Raw genomic sequence first — 19,560 nt, 5'->3', positions numbered from 1 at the left:
AGCGCCAAGCAGGATCAGCCCGCATGTTGCCAGCCAGCGGAGCAGGCGTCGCTTCGTTGGATCAGCCATCTTCTATGACTCCCTTGTAAAGTGCCTCACGGTGTTCATTTCTTCGCAATACCAGCCAAACCGCCAGCACGATAGACCATGTGGCAATTCCCCCTAGCCAGATTGCCAGCACGATCTTGGGCGCTCTCAAAGCCATTAGCATGAAATACGCACCATCCGCAATCAGCATCGAGCCGGTCAATAGAAATGCACGGCGGAGCTTTGCAGCTTCATCACCCAGGGCCATGAAGCCAGCACGCAGCACCAGGACTGATATTGAGAACTTGGCTGCGCCAGCAATCCCGGCTACGACGTGTGTGATGCTCACGCGAGCGCCCTCGATATGACCCACGCGATGAATGCGCAGATGACTGACACACCAAAGAGCAGGCCAATGATGAAGGAGATCATGCGATAGCCTTCCGCCAGTCCTTGCCGTTAAACAAGGCAGTTTCGGCTACGCGCCGGCGGCGCAGTCCGTTCTCGACGGCGCTTCCGGGACTGATCCAGCGTATGAATTCCGCGCTCGCACCTTGGATGTCTCCGGCGTTGAGCTTGCGCAACAGCGTGGATGGGCCACCGGCTTTGAGCCTTAAAATCCCATCGCGCTTTGTGCTACCGGAGCCGACGTTGAACACGATCGAAACCATCGCATCAAACTGCCATTGAGTAAGCGGGATCGTGACTGCCGCTGACACCTGACGTTCACGTTCAAGCAGATCGTTTTCGAGCCGCTGGTCTGCCTGGTATTGCGTCCAGTGCGTGCCGCGCTCAATATCCTTGCCGGTGGCTCCCCAGCCCACGGTCCACGGGTCTGCCTTGGTCTTCGGGTCTGGGTAAGCGACGAGCGCGCAGGACTCGAAGTGCTTTACCAGATCAACGCCGTCTTGGCTTATTCTCATAGTAACTATGCCGTTTCTATCGCCCGCGAATCTGATTCGATTACTACGATGTAACCGTCAACGTCATTTTTCGTGACGCTGGACGATTTCGTCAGAGCAAACTCATACAGCGATTGAAGATCAGCCGGATTATCCGGAGTGATCTTGACGGTGCCTTCAATTGTGGCTGAAATGCTTGTCATTTAAGTGCCTGCACCGGTGACCGTTGCGCTGAAATTCGCACTCCACGTCGCTATCGACGTAAAATCTACCGTAAAAACATTGGTCATCGAATAGAGCGTGCCGTCGCTATCCGCTGCCGTGGTGTTCGTGATATTGGCTGTGTGCGCGCTCAAAAATAGCCGCTTCATCGCATAGCCAACGGCGCCGATTCCGCCAGTAGTCGCATCATTGAAGGTTCCGGTCGCGCTAACGACAAGGCTTGCCCTGGTCGCCGCGCTGTTGAACGTGCGAAGGGTTTGCGTGCTGGCGCCAGTGTCCGTTCCGCCGCCAGTGTTGCTACTTACGCTGGTGCCCGTTGGGTTCGTTGTGCCATTGTCCACGCCGATTCGCACCACTTCTTGCGTTAGCGAGTTAAGCGGGGAAACGCCAGAACCACCGCTGATCTGGAATAATCGATCAAGGCTGCGGGCAACACCAATCTGAACAACTAGGTTCTTTTTCGGCAGCAGGATAATCTGATCGTCTGCTGGGTGACATTCAATATCCCAGCCTTCGATGATCTGGCGGATATTGTCCGAATTCCCGGCAATCAACCCAGCCCGCATTAGCGCACCAACATCGCCGCGCTGAAGCTGAACTACGCCGTTCCATTTAACACCAGCAGAAACGCCGCCAGTCGAGTAATTCTGTGCAATGTTCATGTCTACTCCTACAAAGTGAATGTGATTCGCATTTTACCGCGTGCGCCTTTGCCGCCGTTTATGGCGGTTCCTAACGCATTATTTGTGCTTCCAGCGCCGCCGCCGCCAGATACTAAGCCGTCAAAACCAGACCCGCTTCCTCCAGCTCCTCCGCCAGCCGCTCCGCCAGTTCCGCCAGTTCCGGTAGATGCTGCACCACCAGCATTTGCATCGCCAGCGCCGCCGCCACCGCCGCCATAACTAACTACTGATCCAGCCGCAGCCGCACCGCCGTTGAATGTCACGTCTCCGATGTTGGCAGTCCCAGCAGCACCAGCGGCCCCGCCTAGCGTGCCGCCACCTACGCCGCCGATTCCGCCATCAGCAAACAGCGTTGATGTGCTGGAAAACCATGTGTCTCCACCTGCGCCGCCAGTTCCTCCGACACCACCTCCAGTTCCTCCGACACCACCAGCTCCAACTGATCCTGAATACGGAGTTCCGCCAGTTAACGCAAGAACTGAACGAGCATAACCGCCGCCGCCGCCTCCGCCTCCCCTTCCTAAATTCGTTGCGCCGGAACCGCCTTGACCGCCACCTCCGCCTGCTGCCCAGCACTCCACTGTGTAGTTTCCAGTAATCGGAGGCGTGAAGGTAAAGCTGCCAGTCGAATTGATGAAAGCGTCGATAGCACCTCCATCCGTCATAGTCTGCGAGCCGGTCGATATGTTGCTGAATATTGCAGATATCAATGCGTCCGCCTGCGCGTCTGATCCCTGCGGAAATAAGGCGGTCAATTCAGACAATGCAACATCATCTTGCATGTCGGTTCCCTGCGGAATTGTATAGCTTGAGGAAAAATCATCATCTTCAGTTTCGATCCCTGAATCGAGAATCGTGACAAATTGCAGCGCATCTGTTCCCGTTTCCGTGCCTGTTGCTGCCGTTGTCTCAAATGATCCGAAGTTGTCGGTTTCAGTCTCAGTTCCGGTTGACGCAATTGGAGTGAAAACGAAACCCTCATCTTGAGTATCTGTTCCAGTATCCTGCGTAGTTGTGGCGACAAACGCATCGGTCTGCGTATCGGTCCCTGTTGCAATCTCGGTTCCAGCGCCGCCAGAAATGATCTGAATGATCTTCTTAACGAAGACTGGAAACAGTTTCACCTAAACTGACCCCAGACAGTAACCGTTGTGCCAGTCGGAGCATAGACCTTCACGACTGTTGCCGGATCTGGTATCGGCAGCACCGCGCTAGGCGCATCAGGCCCAACCGGAATGCCGCTGCTTGAGCTTGGTGTCCCGCCGTAGTGGTCTATCTTACAAATACCAGCAGAGCCAACAACTGCCACCCAAAACATCGCTGCTTGCTGAGAGAATGTGAACGTCAGGACTGCATCAGCCCCAGGTTGATCTGGCAGGACTTCGCCAAGTGCGAAATCATCGCGGACCGGCTGTGTCTCAAGCACTCCATCCTTCCTAATTTTCATCAGGATTCCTCGCGCCAGATCATCGCCGCCCAGACATTTGCTGATCCTGTTATTGAATCAACTGCCAGCGTGAATAAATCGTCTTGCGCACCATCCGCAGCAAGTGTCAGCACCAGCCTCTCAAGTTCAAGTCCAGCCTCAATAGTGCCCGAACCAGTGCCTTTATAGCCCGACGCAACACAGTGACCGCCAGTCATCGCGGTAGCCGTAATATCGTATTCTGCAATTGACTCGGTTCCAGCAGATACGAAAGATGCGCCCGTCAAAGTAGGACGATGCCAAAGCGACCAAAGAATATCCCCGCTAGCAAGAATATCTATCCGCTTAGGAGTTACCAATCTGCGATTCGTGATGCTATTGAATGTTGCCTTGTTTCGTATCGTCAGAACCGGAATCTGCGTAGAGACAGATCGCGCCGTAACTCCAGTATTGATGCTACGCATGATCCCATAGGAATTGCGTCCGCCCTCAGAGACCACACTGGAACAGATCGCCAGAAACGTATTTGCTCCAGCGGTTGCCGCAGTGTTTGTCATCTCATAACGCACGGGTAGATTGGCCGTGGTCATGTAGGGAACCGAGATCACATTTGCATGTCTGAACTGGTGGCAGTAGGTAACATTCCCATTGAAGTCGAATCCGATGCGAACACGGCCAACGGAAAGCCATTCCAGATCAATGACCAGTAGTTGAGCCTTCGACAAATCAAGTGTGAGTCCAGATAAGCCGGTTCCGTCTAGCGGGTCCATGTTCCATGAAGCTTGTAGGACTCTATTATCAACGGGCGTTCCAGATGTGTTCGTCCTACGCACTACTGCAATATCAGTCGTCCCATTCTGCTCAAGAAATATTCCGTTCTCATCATCGAAGTAACCCACGCGCCTACGAAGGTTTGCAACGGCGGCACCCATCACCCCGGAGGCTAGGATCAGATGCGACAGTCCGGGCTGATAACGGACGTATTCACGGGTCTGGAACTTGATTGACGAACCAGATGCAGAGGTAGTTCCAAGCTCAACACCAGACATCAGCGGGCGGTGTGTAATCGTCCCGCCAGTAGCGGCAATGTATCCCCAGAATTCAGAGATTCCATATTGATGAACGGTATCAAATAGAGGTTTGGCCGAGCTAACTCGCAAGCGCCCAAAAGCATCAGCCGCAGCAGAGTCAGATACATCAATTCCAACCTTACCAATGTGCGCAGTCGATGCGCCCAGCACCGGATTGCCGCCTAGTGCAGCAGTTCCGATCTTTGCTGTTACCGTCGCATCCAGTAAGCAGGCTCCGGCTGTTTGAGTAACTGCAACCGTCAGCGTCAGTCCTGAATCAATTGCGTAATCTTCAAAGTCAATTGCAATGTCAGTTGACGTGTCTACCGTAGTTGAGTAGATCACCGTCCCATCAGACAACGAGACGGTTACATCACGCGACTGAGACGTCGAGAATCTAAGGTCTGCTGACCCCAATAGCGCATCATTGGCAAATGCGTAGGACTCAGAATAGGCCGCAGCAAGCAGGCTGTAACTTGTCTCGGTGATGATCGTCAGGACTGATAACTGTTGCAGGTTCGAGACGCTGACAGTCGCGCCCTGAATGTCTACCGGCCATGCCTCTGCGCCGGCTGCGCCTTGCTTTGAAAGCACCTGCAAGCGGCCAGCATCATCCGAGTTGATCGGCTCAGTAGTGCTATCGGTCTTGAGTCCGCCGATGCTTAGAAGAACGTCATACCAGGCCATTAGGGGATGAACACTCGCATGCTTTTATACATCGGGTAGGCGGGGATAGTCTTGAAGTTGAGCGCAACGTAATCGACGGATGGATCAACGTCCTCTGCAAACAATTCTGGCGGAGTCGGCACAGTCGGACTTTGCGCCCCGCCAGCACCCAATTGCTGCATGCGCCCGCGGTATTGCGTCATGGGGCCTTTCAGGTCTACCGGCTTGCCCCAGCTTCCATCGGGTTGCTCTATGAATAGCTTGGTGCCTTCCCACTTGTGCTTTGGCTTCGGGCCTACAGGGCCTACAGGACCAGGCTCGCCTTTCTCGCCAGCGTCACCCTTTGGTCCAACGGCGCCGTCCAAGCCTGCAGATCCGTCCACACCTGCTGCGCCGGTATCTCCCTTGTCGCCTTTCGCTCCACGGAATCCAATCTCACCCTTCAGCCCGCGGGGACCGGCGACACCCCTGATGCCGAGATCGCCCTTGTCCCCTTTTTCGCCCTTGTCACCCTTGAATACCGCGCGCCCGTCTTTGCCAGGCGCTCCAAGTTTTCCTTGCGGGCCAGTCGAGCCCGTGACCCCACGTTCGCCTTTTGGGCCTCTGGGGCCTAGGGCAGGGCCAGCATCCAGTGACATGCCGTCATCGAATCCAAGGATCAGGTGTCCTCGCGCATCAATTCCGGCCGATTCAAGTGTCGGAGGTATTTCGCCGAGCGGGGCTTCCGGGATATCTTCATTGGCCTCTGGGATGTCTTCCTCCAGAGTCTCGTCCTCAACCCCTTCAAATAGGTCGAAGTCCTCTTCCTCGTCGTCTGGGAGTTCTGGATTCACACGCAGACCAGTAGGATCGAGGTGGGTGTCAGGGTCTTCCCGACCTTGATGGTTCCCGGGGTGGTAGTCAGGCCTCCATTGGTGCCGTTCAGGTACACGTCGGCGTCAACGGTCCAGGCCCAGGCGTCGTTGCTCACTACTCCCGAGAAGGCTACCGAGAAACGCTGACCGAGGGCGATCTTGGCAGTCGTGAGCCCAACGCAGCGGGTGGCGTTGGCGTAGCCGACCAGTGGGATGTCTGCGGTGTTCGTGACCACACGCACGGCCCTGAATGCTTCCAACTCGACGTTGGCCACCGCGGGATAGCTGAGTACGCCCGGGACAAGCTGCTGGTCCTTTACCGGCTTCTCGTGCCGGCGGGGGACATTCGAGATGCGGGCCTGCGAGGATGACACTGGTTTACCGGACGATCTTCGGCGCCGGCACAGTAGTTCGGTTCACCGGCCGCGCTGCACTGGCAAGGCCGCCGGCAGTGGGCGGTGTCATGCTTTGCTGGGCGGCCACCGGGCTCGTCGCAATGGGCTTTGGCTTTGTCACCGGCTTCGGCTTCACGGCCTGCGTTGCTGTTGCTTGCCAGCCGCGGTTGCGGGTCTGGGATGCCGGGATCACCGCCGGTTGCTGCTGGGCCACTGCTGGCCGTCCGGTAGGCGCTGCAGGCTTCTGAGCCTGCTGTGCCAGCAACGCCCGCTGATTGCGCTGGGCGGCCGTCATGCGCCCCATGTTCGCCGTTGGGCTCGTCGGAGTCGCTAGGCCGGTTACCCGGCGGGGGCGGGCGCTGTTCGCCAGCAGTGAACCGATACGTGGGGGCATCATTGGCATGGCGCAGCTCCGGCAAGTTGTGGGCAGAGCATAGCGGGAGGCTATGGTTTGTGCAATATCTCCAGTAGGGCACATAGAAAAAAGCCCCGCACTTGGCGGGGCTTAGGGCACTGAGTTTCGTCTAAGTACGCCAGCGATCAGCCCGCGACACGTACTTGCGCGAACTTTCGATGTAGTGCTGCGAAGTCAGATTCAGACGGGAGTTCCACATTCGCGCGTCGTGATCGGCGACAGAGATCAACGGATGTTCGACCGGGGCCGGAGAAGGGCCACTGTCCGAACTGTTCGAGGTGATCGGAAGGCTATTGGCAAGATCATGCTGGAACACCGCGGCGGCAGTCGTGTTCTCGCTGCGCGAGAAAGGGCTGGCCATGGTGTCGTGGCTGAGCACGTAGCTCGGGTCGTCAGTCGCCGTACTTCGTTCAACGGGCATCGCAATCACACTGACGACCAGCGCAAAAGCGCACAACGCCCCAAACAGAATCTTATTCATCGGATCTCCTTGATGTGAAGGTGAGGTAAAAGTAACACCATAGGCCCCTGAGCGCAATGCCGGGGCTTTCTGCTTTCTGGAAGGTGTGGTAGGTTCGTTCTGTCGCACTCCGGTGTCCCTATGGCACCCGCCCTACTCCCCTGGGGCTGCGACTCAAGAGTTGGCCGGCAGTCATCCTCGATTGCCGGCCTTTTTGTTGGATCAGTAGTTGACGCTTCCTGACCCAGCGCGCCGGTTTCTTTCTGTCTGATCGCTGGTCATACCGACATCAGGCGCACGTTCAGGCCGGATAATGTCTACGGTCTTCCCGTTTGAATTCTCGATGTAGACCGTTTCCGATCCATCAAGCTCTAGGAGTTCGCCACTTTCGCCTGGTCCGATGAGCGAAAGGTTCCTCCGAGCATTGCTGATGTTGACGTGGACGCACTCCATGAGTGCGCTTTGACCGCTGGCATAGATAATCTTGACTGTGAACATTTCTGTTGCTCCTGTTGGTGGTGGTTGGTTTGTAGCGGCTGGCTACGGGGGTGGAGTCCGCAGTTTGTTTTACTCCGTGGGGTTTGCCATCGTGCGGTTCGCTCGTTGCAGTCCAGATTGCACCGATACAGATGCGCCGCTAGCGCCATACACAGGATCACCAGCCACAGCCATCATAAACCCGTTTGAGCGCCACCGCACAGATACCAGAAGAAGTAGTTTAAGATCGCGCCACGCGGGCTGGGCGGCCGCACGTAGGATCATGCCGCATGGCTGATAAAACTTGGTGGTCTGCTCGCAGGCTTCCAAGGTCGGAGCCCCCAGCTAAAGGCCCTTCAGAGATGGAGGGCCTTTTCTATTTGCGGAGCCAGGTGGCGGTCATGGTGTGATCTCTGGCGGCTTTCGATCAGGCCATGTTCCATATTTCCGATCCGCCGGATAAGTCTCCGGCTCGTCCACAAACTTCGAGTGTTTGCTGCGCGCGTTATAAGGCAATGCCTCATGCTCTTGGCGCGTTATCCCAGCGAACGGTTGCCAATAATCCTTCACACTATCGCCTGCTGCGCGCACAGGTCCGGGATATGCCTAAGCAGTTCACTTTTCGACGTAGCGACATCTTCAAACACAAGATGCCCCCCCGTTCTCTGAGTCATGCGCCATTCTTTTGCGCCGTCACCACGAACGATTCGGAACGTGGATTTGTTGTGCGCCAAGATGTAGATGCCTGGCTTCATTTTCCTGATTTTCATACACACTCCTTTCTATCTGGTGCAATCTCAATCCTGATCGAATACATTTTCGGCTTGCCTCGTTCCTGCTTGTAGGTCCACGTCACCAGTGGGCTGTTGTCGTTGATGCCGAGTTTCTGCGCGATTGCATCCCTCGTCCCCTTGAAAGCGCTCACGTTTCCGTCGCTGTCGAATGGACGGGGAGCGATTCTGGTTAGCGTCACTGTGCATGGCACCTTGATGCCGTTCGGGATGAACAGCGATATCTGCGCGCGCTCACGCTTCACACGCCTTGCGCGGGCCATGTGATGCTCGCGTGCGTTGGTGCTGTTGATGATGCGTAGGGGTAGTTCAACCTTCACTGGCTTCCTCCTGATGCTGGCGCCACAATGGATCCGGGTCAGGTATGAAAACGCCCATCTCTGCCCCGGTCTGCTGCACCAGCGCGTAGAAGCGCTTGAACTCGTCCCACTTGATCAGGTCGCGCTTGCCCTGCTCGTTCGTGGTTGTGGTGCGGCGGGGCTTGGTCCAGGTGCGGCCGGCGATCTCTACTGTGACCTCACCGAAGAATGACCTGCAGAATGTCTCATGCAGTTCTGGCAGTTGGTAGCCAAGTTCCTTCGCCAGCGGCGGATAGGCCACGCCCCATAGTGCGTTGTTCTGCGGATCGGTGCGGTCCTTTCTGTAAAGTTTGAACTCCGCCTCCCAGCTTTTCGTCTCAGGCAGAGAGTCGATGAAGCGGTGCATGTTCGCTTTGACGTTATCGCGGTTCGGATGCTTGGCTTCGAGGATGAATTTCTGGCTCATTTGAGCGGCCTCATTTCCAGCAGCAGATCCGCCCAGTCCGTATCGACCTTCGGCGGAAACATCACCTCAACGGTGCGGCCGGCGCGCACAAGACGGGACGCCAGCTTGTAGGCTGCAGCATGTCCGATCCAGTTTGAGTCGAAGTCTCCGAATATCAGGATGTGCTTCGCCACTTCGGGCGGCTCCCATGATTCCAGCCCGTTCGCCGTCAGTGCTGCCCATACCGGCACATCATGCAGCATCTTGGCCGCGATGCAGGTCTCGACTCCCTCACCGATGCCCAATGTCTCAGAAGCCGGATACAGGGCCACCGACGCGCCATTGATGGTGGCGTTCGCCGGCACTGGCATGGTTTTCTTCTTCACCGGCACGTCGGCCTTTTTGCCTTTGTCCAGATACGTGACCTGGCAGGTCAGGAGCTTGTCTCCGCGGTAAAGCGGGGCGAGCATTCCGGCGTAGGTTCCAGTCACGACGCCGTTCTCATCTCGGTACTCAACCTCACGATGCCAGCGCAGGCCTGGCGCCATTTCAAGCCCACGGCTTTCGAGGTAGCGGCTGCGCTGTAGCGTCTCGCTGGTGCGTAGCAACCTCTCTCCGTAGGTTTCCGCGCGGCGCGGCTTCGGCTCCATCTCACTCTTGCCAATCACTTCCTCAACCATCGTAATCGCTCCCTTCAAATCGCAGCCTTTCACACACTGGATCAGGTCCAGGCCATCGTTCTTGCCGTCGCTACAGGCGCAGAAGTAGCGCCCCTTGCCGTCCTTGTCGCTGAACCGGAAGCGGTCGGTGCCGCTCTGGTCCTTCGGGCACTTCATGTGCTTCCGGGTGTTGGTGTATTCGTCACCGATCAGCGCGGTGATGATCTCAGGCCACCGGCCTTGTGCGCGGTCAGTGAGCTGCATTGGATTCGTTCCGCTGCTGGGCTTCGCGTTGCTTTGCACGCTTGATGTTCAGGTATTTCAGCCATGACTGCGTTTCGGGTGAAGGCGGTATCGGCGCCCCGCCTTTGTCCGAACACCACACGCCGAAGCGCTCACGGTAGACCGCATCGGCATAGCTCGGCTTGTATCGCTTCTCGGCTGCCACGTATTGCAGTTCCCGATAGAAGCGGTTCTTCTGCTCCATCGTGAATTCCTTGCTGGCTTTTTTCTTCTGGCCGCGCTCGATCTCCACGAGGTCTGCTTTCACGGCTGCAACCGCTTTACCGTGTTGTGTGCTGCAATCAAGTCCGCATACGGGGCAGTTGCGCTGCGGCTTGAATACCGACTTGCACTCCCGGCAGGTAATCGGCTTCGGTTCTTTTTTCTCTTTCTCCTGCCGTTCCTTGATGTTTTCCTTGCCGTCGAGTGACCACGGGAAAGTGTCATCGACAAACCCGAGGTTCGCCACAGCGCCAGCATGATCAATCAGCGTTGCGTGTTCCTTGCCATCAAACGGGCGAAGGATGCGGCCAGCGATCTGCAAGTACACCGCCAGTGACTTGGTAGGCTTCGCCAGCACCATGCACGTCGCGCTGGGCTCATCGTAGCCGTAGGTCGTGATCTGGCAGTTGCACAGCACCTGGAAGTCACCACGGCGGAAGGCGCGGAACAGTTCGGCGCGTTCCTCGTTCGGCGTCGTCCCGTCGATATGCTCAGCCCTGATTCCAACCTCGCGGAATGAGTCGCGCATGTGGATCGAGTGCGCCACCGTCACGCAGGCCACGATCGTTTTCTGATCCTTGGCGATGCGCAGCCAGTTTTCGATCACGTCACCGATCAACTGCGGCTGGTCCATGCGGGCGCCAAGCTGGGCCTGGTTGTAATCACCGGCTGTCACCTTGATGCCTTTCAGATCCGGTTCGCTGGGCGCGAAGTAGCGCACCGGCACCAGATGGCCGAGGTCAGTCAGTTCGGAGACTGACGGGCCAAGGATCAGGTCGTCGTAGATCATACCTAGGCCTAGGCCCATGGCGTTGCATGGGGTTGCGGTGAAACCAAGGCGCGGAGCATTGAGCCGTTCCAGCAGTTTGCCACCCTCACCAGCGAAGGCGATGTGCGACTCATCCTGCAGCACCAGGTCGAACTTCGGCAGTCCGTGGCGCTTCTCTAGGCTCAGCACGCTTGGGGTGCATCCGACCTGCACGTCACTGTGCCGGCCGCGGTGGTCGCCAGCCATGATGATGCCAGGGCGCACGCCGCACATTTCCAGCTTTTCGATGGTCTGGTGGATCAACTCTCGGCGCGGGGCGAGGAAGAGTACCTTTTTCTGCTTAGCTTGGGCGCTGCGGATGACTTCAGCCAGGATCACGGTGTTATGCGTCACTGTGAAGTCACCAAGCAGGAAAAGTCTATCGCCGTCAATCTCGAAGCCGTAGTAGTCGCCTTCTCCAATGGGCTCAACCTCGATTCCGCTGACCAGATGCCGTTTGATCTGCTTGCGCGGCTCAGCCTTCTTGTCACGCATAGGTAGTTTCGACAAATCTCCACTCACAGATGCTCGCCAGTAAAGCGCAGAGAATCCTGTCGAAGCGATACCCTTTCGCTGCTGACTCAAGTAGCACGATAGACCAACTGATCGGCATAGAAATGCAAAGTCTTCAGCCATGCGCTGATCCTTGCAAATCCAGTCGCATCCGCCTTTGTGAATATGTCCGTCACTGTCGATCATCCCGGCTATAACTTCCATGCGAACCGACATAGGCCCAAATTTGTAACAGTCAGGAACGTGCTTGTTGCTAATCACATCAAGCGCGCGAAGATTTTCAAGAACGATGTTTTTTCGTCCGCCACGATCCCGCCCTTCGGTGATGAACCAAGTTGGGCATGGGCTTGAATCAGACTTAATCTCCCTGATCGAATAACCCAACGAAGTACCGTAGGCGACCCATTCATCAACCATCGCGCAAGGCGGCTTTGAAATAGCTGCAAGCCTCGCGGTTCCGTCGCCTAACCATGCACCGAGGATGTATGGAGGCAACACCCTGGCAGCACTCATGTCACCGCCATGGAAATCTTCGATTGCATCCGACCGCCACCCCTTCAAGCACCAGCGAGCAGTCTTGTTACTCTTGGCGAAAACCTCGACGTTCACGTTCACAATATCTTCGTGCTCACGAACAATTGTTCCATCGAATAGCGTCAGGATGTGCCGTGGATGTAGTGACTTCAAACTCAGGATATGGCTTGAATTGACGACATACGGATCTCCCTTTATCGGAGTCACGCGGTAAAGCATCTCGCGCCCTGAGCAGACTGAAAGCACGTTGCGGGGCTTGCCATCAGGTCCGAGCAACTGCTGCCCAGGTAGCACATCTTGGACTTTCTTCGTAGTGCCATCAGCCATCAGCACAGGCGTATCGACCCCGAGGCACTTTCCACTGCCGCAGGGGGCCACAAGCAACGGGGCACGATGGCCGCTGGCGAGTGAGGCGCGAAGGTCGGCGACGGCTTTGTTCTGGTACGGTCTTAGATTAAAACTCATCTTCCTGCCCCGGTCTTTTTCTTTGTATGTACTCTGATCTCTGATATCCGTTGCCCTAACGTGGACGATTCGTTAAACGTTTCGTCCACGATTCGTGCACGTTTCGTGGCCTCGCGAGCAAGGGCAACCTGCCTGTTTATCTCACCACGAGCAGCCGCACTCTTGATTTCTTTGTCAATCCGCTTGTGATGGTAGGCGCCATTGAACTCACTGAAGAATGGAAGCACGGCATCCACGGCAGCACGCTCGTCCTTGGTGTGGGCCTGGGCGATTCTATAGAGCTTGGTTCGATCCATTGGAAGCGGCGCTTCGGTCGCGTAGTAATGGTCAATCAGGTCGCGGTAGACGCCGCGTTCAAGCGGTGACAGGTGACCTGTATCTCGGGAGAAATCACCGATGTAGTGCTTATACCAAATCACGAGGAAACCTCAATGAACAGCCGTCTGCTGAGGTCGTAATTGCCGGAAGAAGGCGCGGCGCGCAGCACCACCTTAAAGGCTCTCTGCAAACGGCTGATCGTTAAAGTTTCCATTTTCTTCCATTGCGCCTACGACGGCGCTTTCGGGAATTTACAGTTGAGAATTCAGCGCGTCAAGACCGCTTCTTCGCTTTGCGTTTCGGCTTGAATGCGTTCGGCTTGACTGCTTGAAGATACATGCGCCGCGCTGGTGGTATGCCGGCGGTCCTCCAATAGGAGACTGACGGCGGCTTAACTTGGCACAGCTCCGCGACAGCGAATGTGCCCCCCAGTGCGTCAATGATTTCGGAATCAGTCATGGACGGATTATTAGAGCAGTCAAATGCGAATGTCAAATATCCGTTGAAAATAAATTATGCGAGGCTATTGACAAACGTGTTAGAGGCGTCTAATAATCCTCCCCACAGATCAAACCGACAACACACACCAAAGGAGTAACCAAATGGCAATCCACCACGTCACCCTCAAGGACAACACCGAGTTTCTCGTGAACTCTTCCAAGCAGGCCTCCACGTTCAAATACGTCGGCTCGCGCAACATCAAGAGCATCCGCATCTGCAATGCCACCGAGGCCGCCGTCCTGCTGACTCGGAAGCACAATCCGCTGACGCTCGAAGATGTGGTCGAGACTGCGACGACGGAGGAATAGGATCATGGGCGAAGTAGCAGAGAGGGGAAAGAACACGACAGTGGCGCAGTTCGGGCGCACGATGGAAGCGTCTGATATCCGCCACCGCGTCAACGTGATCCAAGAGGTCATGCAGGCCGTGATGAAGAAGGACGTGCATTACGGCGTCATTCCCGGCTGCAAGAAGCCGAGCCTCTACAAGCCGGGTTCCGAGGTCTTGCTGGCGACGTTCCAGATTGCCACCAGCATTGCCGTCATGGACCTGTCCACCGAGGACTGCGTGCGCTATCAGGTGCGCGTCATCGGCACCCATGCCCCCAGCGGGACCCTCATCGGTGAAGGCATCGGTGAGTGCAGCAGCAACGAGGACAAATACAAGTGGCGGAAGGCTGTCAGTGATGCCGAGTTCAACGCCACTGGCGAGAGCCGCCGCCGCATCAAATACGGAAAGGAGTGGACCACCAAGCAGGTGCGGGCCGATATTGCGGACGTTGCCAACACCATCCTGAAGATGGCGAAAAAGCGCGCCCAGATCGATATGACCCTGACTGCGACCGGCGCATCGGACTGCTTTGACCAAGATATCGAGGACTTGCCCGAGGAACTGCTGCAGCGCGAAGCTGACCGCCATGCGCCCGAGGACAAGAAGCCAAAGGAGAACCCGGAATACACCGCCGAGGCTTTCGCCAAAAACTTCCCGGCTTGGGTCAAGTTCATCAAGAATGGCAAGAAGACTGCCGACGATGTCATCGCTACCGTCGAGAGCAAGAATCGCCTGACCGACGAGCAGAAGAAGAAGATCAACGAGGTCAAGAAGGACGAGCCGGCACCTGAGCCGGAAGTCGAGCGCGAACCGGGAGATCAGGAATGAAGCACCTCACGCACAATCTGGTCCAGGGAACTCAGCCATGGCTGGACCACCGCGCCAAGCACCTGAACTCGTCCGAGCTTGCTGCCGTCATGGGCATCAGCAGCTACAAAACGCGCAACGACCTGCTGAAGGAAAAGGCCACCGGCTACATCCCAGAGGTCGATGCCACCACCCAGAAGCGGTTTGACGACGGCCACAAGTTCGAGGCCATTGCCCGCGAGTGGGCTGAAGAGATCGTCGGCACGGAACTGTACCCGGCTTCGGTGTCGGCCGACGTGGACGGCATGCCGCTTGCCGCGTCTCTGGACGGCATCGACATGGCCGGGGAAGTGCTGTTTGAGCACAAGATGCTGAACAAGGATCTGGCTGCCGCGCTGGAGAACGGCATCATCCCAGACGAGTACCACCCACAGATGGAGCAGGCCTTGCTCATCACGGGCGCCAGCAAGTGCCTGTTCATGGCCAGCAGCGGAGACAAGGCCAGGATGAAGCACGCCTGGTATCTACCGAACCCGAAGCTGCGCACGAAGATGCTGGCGGCATGGCATCAGTTCGCCAGTGACGTCAACGACTACAAGCCTGCAGCGCCGGCTGTAGTGGTCGAAAAGAAGCAAGCAATCTCCCTACCGTCTCTCGCCATCGTCCTCATGGGCGAGGTCAAGTCATCGAACCTTGCTGTTTACCGGGAATCGGCGCTGGCCTTCATCGAGAACATCAACACCGACCTGCAGGACGATGACGACTTCGCCCAGGCCGAGCAGAACGTCAAGGATTGCGAGCGTGCCGAGAAGGAGCTGGCGCTGGTCAAGAAGCAGGCGCTGGCGCAGACCGTCACCATTGACGACTTATTCAAGGTCATCGACCAGCTCTCCGAGGCCATGCGCCAGAAGCGGCTGATGCTGGACAAGCTGGTGAAGTCCAAGAAGGAAACCATCCGCATGGCGATCGAGCAGACCGCCACCAAGGCGTTTGCCGAGCATGTGGCTGCGCTCAACGCCAAGCTGGGCAAGGTCAGGCTGCCGGAGCAGTATCCGAACTTCGCCGCCGCCATGCGCAGCAAGAAGACGCTCAAGGGCGTGCAGGATGCCGTGGACGATGAAATGGCACGGGCCAAGATCGAGGCGAACCAGATTGCGGCCAAGATCGAGGCGAACCTTGCCACCTTGAGATCCGAGGCCAAGGATCACGCCTTCCTGTTCGTGGACGCCCAGGCGCTGGTGCAGAAAGAGCCTGAAGACCTGCTGGCGGTCATCAAGATGCGCATCGACGCGCACGTCAAGACCCAGGCCGACAAGCTGGAAGCGGACCGGGCCAAGATCAGGGCGGAAGAGCGCAAGAAGTTGGAGGCTGAGCAGGTCAAGGTGGCGCCAGCGGTTGCTGCAGTAGCCTCTGCGCCTGGACTTCCAGCCATACCCCCACTTGTGCCACTCAGCCGTCCCACCGATCTTGAGATCATCAACTGCGTGGCCGAACGCTTCAACGTCAGCCGCGATGTCGCCTTGCTGTGGATCAGCGAAGTCGAAACCGCCGGCGCCACCTTTTAACTGGAGAACATCGTGAGTGATTTGAATATTTGCACCTTCATCGGACGGTTGGGCAAAGACCCTGAGTCCAAGTCCTTTTCCAATGGAGATACCGTCGTCAATTTCAGCATCGCCGTGTCAGAGTCTTGGAAGGACAAGACCAGCGGCGAGAAGAAAGAGCGCACCGAGTGGATCAACATCGTGGCCCACAAGCAGCTTGGCGAGATTTGCGCCAAGTATCTGACCAAGGGCTCCCAAGTCGCTATCGTCGGCAAGTTCCGCACGCGGAGCTATGACAAGGACGGCCACAAGGTCTACGTCACCGAGATCATCGCGGACACGATGCAGATGCTTGGCGGCAAGCAGGACGGGGCGGCGAAGGGCGGCGAGAAATACAAGCCTGCGGCCAGTCAGGCGGTACCAGATTCGTCCGATATAGACGGGGACATTTTGTTCTGATGGACACCATCAACTTCAATATCGCGGGTGTCCAGGGCAACCGGCACGGGATCATTTACCAGATGGTTAGGACGAGGGCGCGAGCATGAAAGAACTTATTATGTTGCTGATAACACTTTGTGTTATTCCGGTTTCAATCTTCACCATGATTTATGGCTGGGGCCTTACCCCGCAAAACTGGGGATGGATAGCCTTTGGCTACCTGTGGATACTTATACCCGGGATTGTAAGCGCGGTTATGACCAAATGACCCTACCCACCAAACAGCGCCGCACCGCCTACTGCCACTTCCGGCTATCGGCTGAGACAAAGAGGGCTGTTAAGGCTCGTGCCAAGCGGCTCAGGCGCACGGTGTCGAGTTACGTGGAGTCGCTGGTGTCTAAGGATTTGGAGGGCGTGAAGTGAAAAAAATATCTCAGCGTGAGGCACACAGATTGCAGGGGCGAGTGCGTAAATTTATAGAGACGGAATTTGCTAGATCGCGCACTTGGAACCGTGACTACCCTGGCGGCGTGAACATCTGCACAGAGCCGAATGTAACCGGTTCAGTTAAAGCATCGATTGAGACTGCCGCGAAACTTGGCTATTACGTCATTGCAAAAATAGACGGCGACACAATCCGATTCTATGCGGTGAAGCCATGAAAGACCTACAGGCAGAGCTTGACCGGATCAATGCGCTGGCGGCGAAGGCTACGGCGGGGCCATTTACTGCGATGCGCAAGCCGCCGAAATCATGGGACGACCACGGCTGGCGAGCTATGGCCGTGTGCGGGGATCGCTGGATGGTTGGCGCCCTACTCTTTGCCTTTGTTCTTTGGCTGAATCTTGACGCCGATGCTGCTACTGAGAAAGCAATACTGAAATCTGGTGACGCAGTATGCGAGCAGCATGGCGGTCTTGAATCACTAGACAACGGCGGTGACTTTACTTGCAAGAATGGTGTAGTTATCCACCTTTCTAATGGATCGAAGCCATGAGCGAATCTGCGCTTGTGATATTTATCAGTTTGATAATTTTTGCCTTCACTATTTGGATGATGCTATGAGCCCAATCGACCGAATCGCGCAAGAGAGTAGGCAGTTGATAGATGACCGGGCAACATGGACTGGTGGAATAGTGTGCGCTCTGCAAGCCAAACTCCGCCAAGCCATTGCAGAGGGAGTCAGGCTACAGAAATTGGTGGATGAATACAAAGGGAGATGGTGAAGTGAACTTTTCGTGTGATACGTGCGGCAACCTACGGGTTTACGCAGAACATGATTCCATTCCCTACACCCGCGAAGAACTCGCCAAGCTGTTTGACGAAGCTGCACTAGACTGTGACTTTGTATTTGCACAGCCAAGTCGGCAGAAATGGCTCGACCGGGCCGCGAAGTTGAGAGGTGGAAAATGAGCAGATGGAGCCGTGACGAAGCATTGAAATGGGCGGAGAACTTCGGCCCTTTGGAAGGACAACTTCCAAGTGGAAATGCTATGGCACTAGAGGCTCTTGCACTCGAAGTTCACAGGCTTTGTGGCCGCGTAGAGGCATTGCGCGGGCTATGCAAAACAGCGGCGGGCTGGCTTGAAGATGCTAGCTGCCCAGATCAGGCAGAGCGTGTCAGGGCACTCATAGGTGACATGGAGACGCCGCTATGAGCATCGACGAAGCCGCCTACCTGGCCCAGGTTAAAACCGCCGTCCGTGCCCTGATCTACGTCATCACCAGCAACCCGTCGCCAGAGTTGCAGCGTGAGAGCCTGCAATTCGTTAATAGTGAACTGAGCAAAATTGCAACGGCGGTGATGAAGGCTAAGGCTTCCTGATTGCCGCCCGGTCACCCTAAAAGAATCATAACCAAGGAGAACCACATGCACATTTCCGCTGAAGACAAATCCCGCCGTGAAGACCATCTCCGCGCCGGCTATGCCAGTCGAAGACCTCTTCGCATCCAGCCGATCGAAGAGGATTGGCTTGATCAAGATCAGCCAAAGCGCGGGATCAGTGCGATCCAGGTCATTGCGCTGTATCTCGTGGCGGTGATTGCGGTTATCGTCGTTTGGGTGGCCGTGCTGTGAGTGCGCCACTTGCCAAGGCTGTATGCCAGCACAAGTGGGTTCTCAGCGATCACGGCGGGTATGAGTGCGAGAAGTGCGGAGTTCTTGAAGGCGAGGCGTCGGCGCCGGTCAGGTTTGATGCGGGGACGGGGGAGACGCGGTGACGGCACACTGCACTATCGAAGGTTGCACCTGGTACGGCGGCCCGATCGAGGTAATGAAGGCTGGTGGCCGATGCCCGGAGTGCCGTGGAGAGATTACCTACGTGTCGAAGGAGTTGCGCGGTACTGCGATTACTGACCGCACGGTCTTCGTGCAGCGCGCGGTGCCGGCGCTGATGTCGGGGGCTACGGAATGGGAGGTCGGGTTCATCCAAGCTATCTGGCGAGCTGAGTCTATTGGCTGCCCGATAACCGATCAGCAGTTCCAGATGCTGTGCAAGATCGTGAATCGGCATGCGCCGACCATCACCGATAGGCCGGTTGCTGACTATGCCGCGTTGAAGGCGAAGGGAGCTGATTGATGTCGTTCGGATCAAAATCTTTGCCGCCGCCCACGGTCGCCGAGAGCCGCCGCATCGAACTCTGCAAGCAATCAGGCTGCATCGCCTGCAGGATGGAGGGCAAGGGCGAGCAGTGCGGCTACCCAGAGTTCAACCACATCGTGGACGCCAGCAAGCGCGCCGGTCACCGGTTCGGGTATTGCCTTGGTGCCTGGCACCACCGCGGGGTGATCCAGGACAGCGACATCGGCAAGGACTGCACGGCCAAGTACGGGCCCAGCCTGATCAATGGCTCGAAGACCTTTCATGCACGGTACGGGTCAGATCAGGCCATGCAGGACTATCAGGATGACATCCTTGGATTCCTGCACGTCACCATCAAGCGAGAGCGGAGGGCGTTCAAACGGTCGAGTAAGATCGTGCCGCGCCGCGGAATCGTCTAGGAG

The 19,560-nt window shown here is 56.7% G+C and carries 25 protein-coding genes; 10 read left to right on the top strand and 15 right to left on the bottom strand.

The window, feature by feature from the left end; all coding sequences use genetic code 11:
- Window positions 1-61 precede the first annotated feature (61 nt).
- The 15 genes from WC704_RS16815 to WC704_RS16745 all read right to left on the bottom strand — a co-directional run bounded on the left by WC704_RS16815 (window position 62) and on the right by WC704_RS16745 (window position 13,034).
- Window positions 62-376, bottom strand: coding sequence for a hypothetical protein (locus WC704_RS16815; RefSeq protein WP_372892005.1), 315 nt, complete (start codon window positions 374-376; stop codon window positions 62-64).
- A gap of 79 nt (window positions 377-455) precedes the next feature.
- The gene (locus WC704_RS16810) at window positions 456-950 is read right to left on the bottom strand and encodes a lysozyme (RefSeq protein ID WP_372892003.1); all 495 of its coding nucleotides are present in this window, start codon (window positions 948-950) and stop codon (window positions 456-458) included.
- Window positions 951-1,132: 182 nt separating this feature from the next.
- Window positions 1,133-1,813: a hypothetical protein gene (locus WC704_RS16805; RefSeq protein WP_372892001.1), complete on the bottom strand. Its 681-nt coding sequence runs from the start codon at window positions 1,811-1,813 to the stop codon at window positions 1,133-1,135.
- Between the two features lie 8 nt (window positions 1,814-1,821).
- Window positions 1,822-2,958, bottom strand: coding sequence for a hypothetical protein (locus WC704_RS16800; protein ID WP_372891999.1), 1,137 nt, complete (start codon window positions 2,956-2,958; stop codon window positions 1,822-1,824).
- A 322-nt stretch (window positions 2,959-3,280) separates the two neighbouring features.
- Window positions 3,281-5,017, bottom strand: a complete 1,737-nt coding sequence (locus WC704_RS16795) for a hypothetical protein (protein WP_372891997.1) — start codon at window positions 5,015-5,017, stop codon at window positions 3,281-3,283.
- The gene (locus WC704_RS16790; protein ID WP_372891995.1) at window positions 5,017-5,829 is read right to left on the bottom strand and encodes a hypothetical protein; all 813 of its coding nucleotides are present in this window, start codon (window positions 5,827-5,829) and stop codon (window positions 5,017-5,019) included. The genes WC704_RS16795 and WC704_RS16790 overlap by 1 nt, the downstream gene beginning before the upstream one ends.
- A complete protein-coding gene (locus WC704_RS16785) occupies window positions 5,826-6,224 on the bottom strand; it encodes a capsid cement protein (protein ID WP_372891993.1) in 399 nt (132 codons plus the stop codon). Before WC704_RS16785 ends, WC704_RS16790 begins: the two co-directional genes overlap by 4 nt.
- A 4-nt stretch (window positions 6,225-6,228) precedes the next feature.
- Window positions 6,229-6,540: a hypothetical protein gene (locus WC704_RS16780; protein WP_372891991.1), complete on the bottom strand. Its 312-nt coding sequence runs from the start codon at window positions 6,538-6,540 to the stop codon at window positions 6,229-6,231.
- A 229-nt stretch (window positions 6,541-6,769) separates the two neighbouring features.
- Complete coding sequence (locus tag WC704_RS16775; RefSeq protein ID WP_372891989.1) at window positions 6,770-7,141, bottom strand: hypothetical protein; 372 nt, start codon at window positions 7,139-7,141, stop codon at window positions 6,770-6,772.
- A 201-nt stretch (window positions 7,142-7,342) separates the two neighbouring features.
- Window positions 7,343-7,618 carry a hypothetical protein gene (locus WC704_RS16770; RefSeq protein ID WP_372891987.1) on the bottom strand — a complete coding sequence of 92 codons (276 nt, stop codon included), beginning with the start codon at window positions 7,616-7,618 and terminating at the stop codon, window positions 7,343-7,345.
- 745 nt (window positions 7,619-8,363) lie between these two features.
- A complete protein-coding gene (locus tag WC704_RS16765) occupies window positions 8,364-8,708 on the bottom strand; it encodes a hypothetical protein (RefSeq protein ID WP_372891985.1) in 345 nt (114 codons plus the stop codon).
- Entirely contained in the window at window positions 8,698-9,153 is a 456-nt protein-coding gene (locus WC704_RS16760) for a hypothetical protein (protein WP_372891983.1), read from the bottom strand. Before WC704_RS16760 ends, WC704_RS16765 begins: the two co-directional genes overlap by 11 nt.
- Complete coding sequence (locus WC704_RS16755) at window positions 9,150-10,055, bottom strand: toprim domain-containing protein (RefSeq protein ID WP_372891981.1); 906 nt, start codon at window positions 10,053-10,055, stop codon at window positions 9,150-9,152. The genes WC704_RS16760 and WC704_RS16755 overlap by 4 nt, the downstream gene beginning before the upstream one ends.
- Window positions 10,042-12,615, bottom strand: a complete 2,574-nt coding sequence (locus WC704_RS16750; protein WP_372891979.1) for a DEAD/DEAH box helicase family protein — start codon at window positions 12,613-12,615, stop codon at window positions 10,042-10,044. Before WC704_RS16750 ends, WC704_RS16755 begins: the two co-directional genes overlap by 14 nt.
- A complete protein-coding gene (locus WC704_RS16745) occupies window positions 12,612-13,034 on the bottom strand; it encodes a YdaU family protein (protein WP_372891977.1) in 423 nt (140 codons plus the stop codon). The genes WC704_RS16750 and WC704_RS16745 overlap by 4 nt, the downstream gene beginning before the upstream one ends.
- A 501-nt stretch (window positions 13,035-13,535) precedes the next feature.
- Between WC704_RS16745 and WC704_RS16740 the strand changes: the two genes are divergently transcribed.
- The 10 genes from WC704_RS16740 (at window position 13,536) to WC704_RS16695 (ending at window position 19,557) form a co-directional block, all read left to right on the top strand.
- Complete coding sequence (locus WC704_RS16740; RefSeq protein ID WP_372891975.1) at window positions 13,536-13,742, top strand: hypothetical protein; 207 nt, start codon at window positions 13,536-13,538, stop codon at window positions 13,740-13,742.
- A gap of 4 nt (window positions 13,743-13,746) precedes the next feature.
- Window positions 13,747-14,592 carry a hypothetical protein gene (locus WC704_RS16735; RefSeq protein ID WP_372891973.1) on the top strand — a complete coding sequence of 282 codons (846 nt, stop codon included), beginning with the start codon at window positions 13,747-13,749 and terminating at the stop codon, window positions 14,590-14,592.
- Window positions 14,589-16,136, top strand: a complete 1,548-nt coding sequence (locus WC704_RS16730) for a lambda-exonuclease family protein (RefSeq protein ID WP_372891971.1) — start codon at window positions 14,589-14,591, stop codon at window positions 16,134-16,136. The genes WC704_RS16735 and WC704_RS16730 overlap by 4 nt, the downstream gene beginning before the upstream one ends.
- 12 nt (window positions 16,137-16,148) lie before the next feature.
- The gene (locus WC704_RS16725) at window positions 16,149-16,574 is read left to right on the top strand and encodes a single-stranded DNA-binding protein (RefSeq protein WP_372891969.1); all 426 of its coding nucleotides are present in this window, start codon (window positions 16,149-16,151) and stop codon (window positions 16,572-16,574) included.
- An 85-nt stretch (window positions 16,575-16,659) separates the two neighbouring features.
- A complete protein-coding gene (locus WC704_RS16720; protein ID WP_372891967.1) occupies window positions 16,660-16,824 on the top strand; it encodes a hypothetical protein in 165 nt (54 codons plus the stop codon).
- Between the two features lie 390 nt (window positions 16,825-17,214).
- On the top strand, window positions 17,215-17,553 hold the full coding sequence (locus WC704_RS16715; RefSeq protein WP_372891965.1) for a hypothetical protein: 339 nt from the start codon (window positions 17,215-17,217) through the stop codon (window positions 17,551-17,553).
- Between the two features lie 657 nt (window positions 17,554-18,210).
- A complete protein-coding gene (locus tag WC704_RS16710) occupies window positions 18,211-18,381 on the top strand; it encodes a hypothetical protein (RefSeq protein WP_372891963.1) in 171 nt (56 codons plus the stop codon).
- Between the two features lie 45 nt (window positions 18,382-18,426).
- Window positions 18,427-18,633, top strand: coding sequence for a hypothetical protein (locus tag WC704_RS16705; RefSeq protein WP_372891961.1), 207 nt, complete (start codon window positions 18,427-18,429; stop codon window positions 18,631-18,633).
- Window positions 18,634-18,877: 244 nt separating this feature from the next.
- On the top strand, window positions 18,878-19,135 hold the full coding sequence (locus tag WC704_RS16700) for a hypothetical protein (protein ID WP_372891959.1): 258 nt from the start codon (window positions 18,878-18,880) through the stop codon (window positions 19,133-19,135).
- The gene (locus WC704_RS16695; protein ID WP_372891957.1) at window positions 19,135-19,557 is read left to right on the top strand and encodes a Ref family recombination enhancement nuclease; all 423 of its coding nucleotides are present in this window, start codon (window positions 19,135-19,137) and stop codon (window positions 19,555-19,557) included. The genes WC704_RS16700 and WC704_RS16695 overlap by 1 nt, the downstream gene beginning before the upstream one ends.
- Window positions 19,558-19,560 lie beyond the last annotated feature (3 nt).

The sequence above is a fragment of the Sphingomonas sp. genome, assembly GCF_041661885.1.
Classification (GTDB): Bacteria; Pseudomonadota; Alphaproteobacteria; order Sphingomonadales; family Sphingomonadaceae; genus Sphingomonas.
The sequence above is the reverse complement of the archived record's forward strand: the minus strand, read 5'-3'. Positions and strand labels throughout refer to the sequence as shown.

Bases quoted from the DNA above. Each gene is read 5' to 3' on its own strand.
- WC704_RS16810 (WP_372892003.1), bottom strand. From the start codon at position 950: ATGAGAATAAGCCAAGACGGCGTTGATCTGGTAAAGCACTTCGAGTCC.
- WC704_RS16805 (WP_372892001.1), bottom strand. From the start codon at position 1,813: ATGAACATTGCACAGAATTACTCGACTGGCGGCGTTTCTGCTGGTGTT.
- WC704_RS16795 (WP_372891997.1), bottom strand. From the start codon at position 5,017: ATGGCCTGGTATGACGTTCTTCTAAGCATCGGCGGACTCAAGACCGAT.
- WC704_RS16780 (WP_372891991.1), bottom strand. From the start codon at position 6,540: ATGACGGCCGCCCAGCGCAATCAGCGGGCGTTGCTGGCACAGCAGGCT.
- WC704_RS16775 (WP_372891989.1), bottom strand. From the start codon at position 7,141: ATGAATAAGATTCTGTTTGGGGCGTTGTGCGCTTTTGCGCTGGTCGTC.
- WC704_RS16770 (WP_372891987.1), bottom strand. From the start codon at position 7,618: ATGTTCACAGTCAAGATTATCTATGCCAGCGGTCAAAGCGCACTCATG.
- WC704_RS16760 (WP_372891983.1), bottom strand. From the start codon at position 9,153: ATGAGCCAGAAATTCATCCTCGAAGCCAAGCATCCGAACCGCGATAAC.
- WC704_RS16755 (WP_372891981.1), bottom strand. From the start codon at position 10,055: ATGCAGCTCACTGACCGCGCACAAGGCCGGTGGCCTGAGATCATCACC.
- WC704_RS16750 (WP_372891979.1), bottom strand. From the start codon at position 12,615: ATGAGTTTTAATCTAAGACCGTACCAGAACAAAGCCGTCGCCGACCTT.
- WC704_RS16740 (WP_372891975.1), top strand. From the start codon at position 13,536: ATGGCAATCCACCACGTCACCCTCAAGGACAACACCGAGTTTCTCGTG.
- WC704_RS16735 (WP_372891973.1), top strand. From the start codon at position 13,747: ATGGGCGAAGTAGCAGAGAGGGGAAAGAACACGACAGTGGCGCAGTTC.
- WC704_RS16730 (WP_372891971.1), top strand. From the start codon at position 14,589: ATGAAGCACCTCACGCACAATCTGGTCCAGGGAACTCAGCCATGGCTG.
- WC704_RS16720 (WP_372891967.1), top strand. From the start codon at position 16,660: ATGAAAGAACTTATTATGTTGCTGATAACACTTTGTGTTATTCCGGTT.
- WC704_RS16715 (WP_372891965.1), top strand. From the start codon at position 17,215: ATGAAAGACCTACAGGCAGAGCTTGACCGGATCAATGCGCTGGCGGCG.
- WC704_RS16710 (WP_372891963.1), top strand. From the start codon at position 18,211: ATGAGCATCGACGAAGCCGCCTACCTGGCCCAGGTTAAAACCGCCGTC.
- WC704_RS16705 (WP_372891961.1), top strand. From the start codon at position 18,427: ATGCACATTTCCGCTGAAGACAAATCCCGCCGTGAAGACCATCTCCGC.
- WC704_RS16695 (WP_372891957.1), top strand. From the start codon at position 19,135: ATGTCGTTCGGATCAAAATCTTTGCCGCCGCCCACGGTCGCCGAGAGC.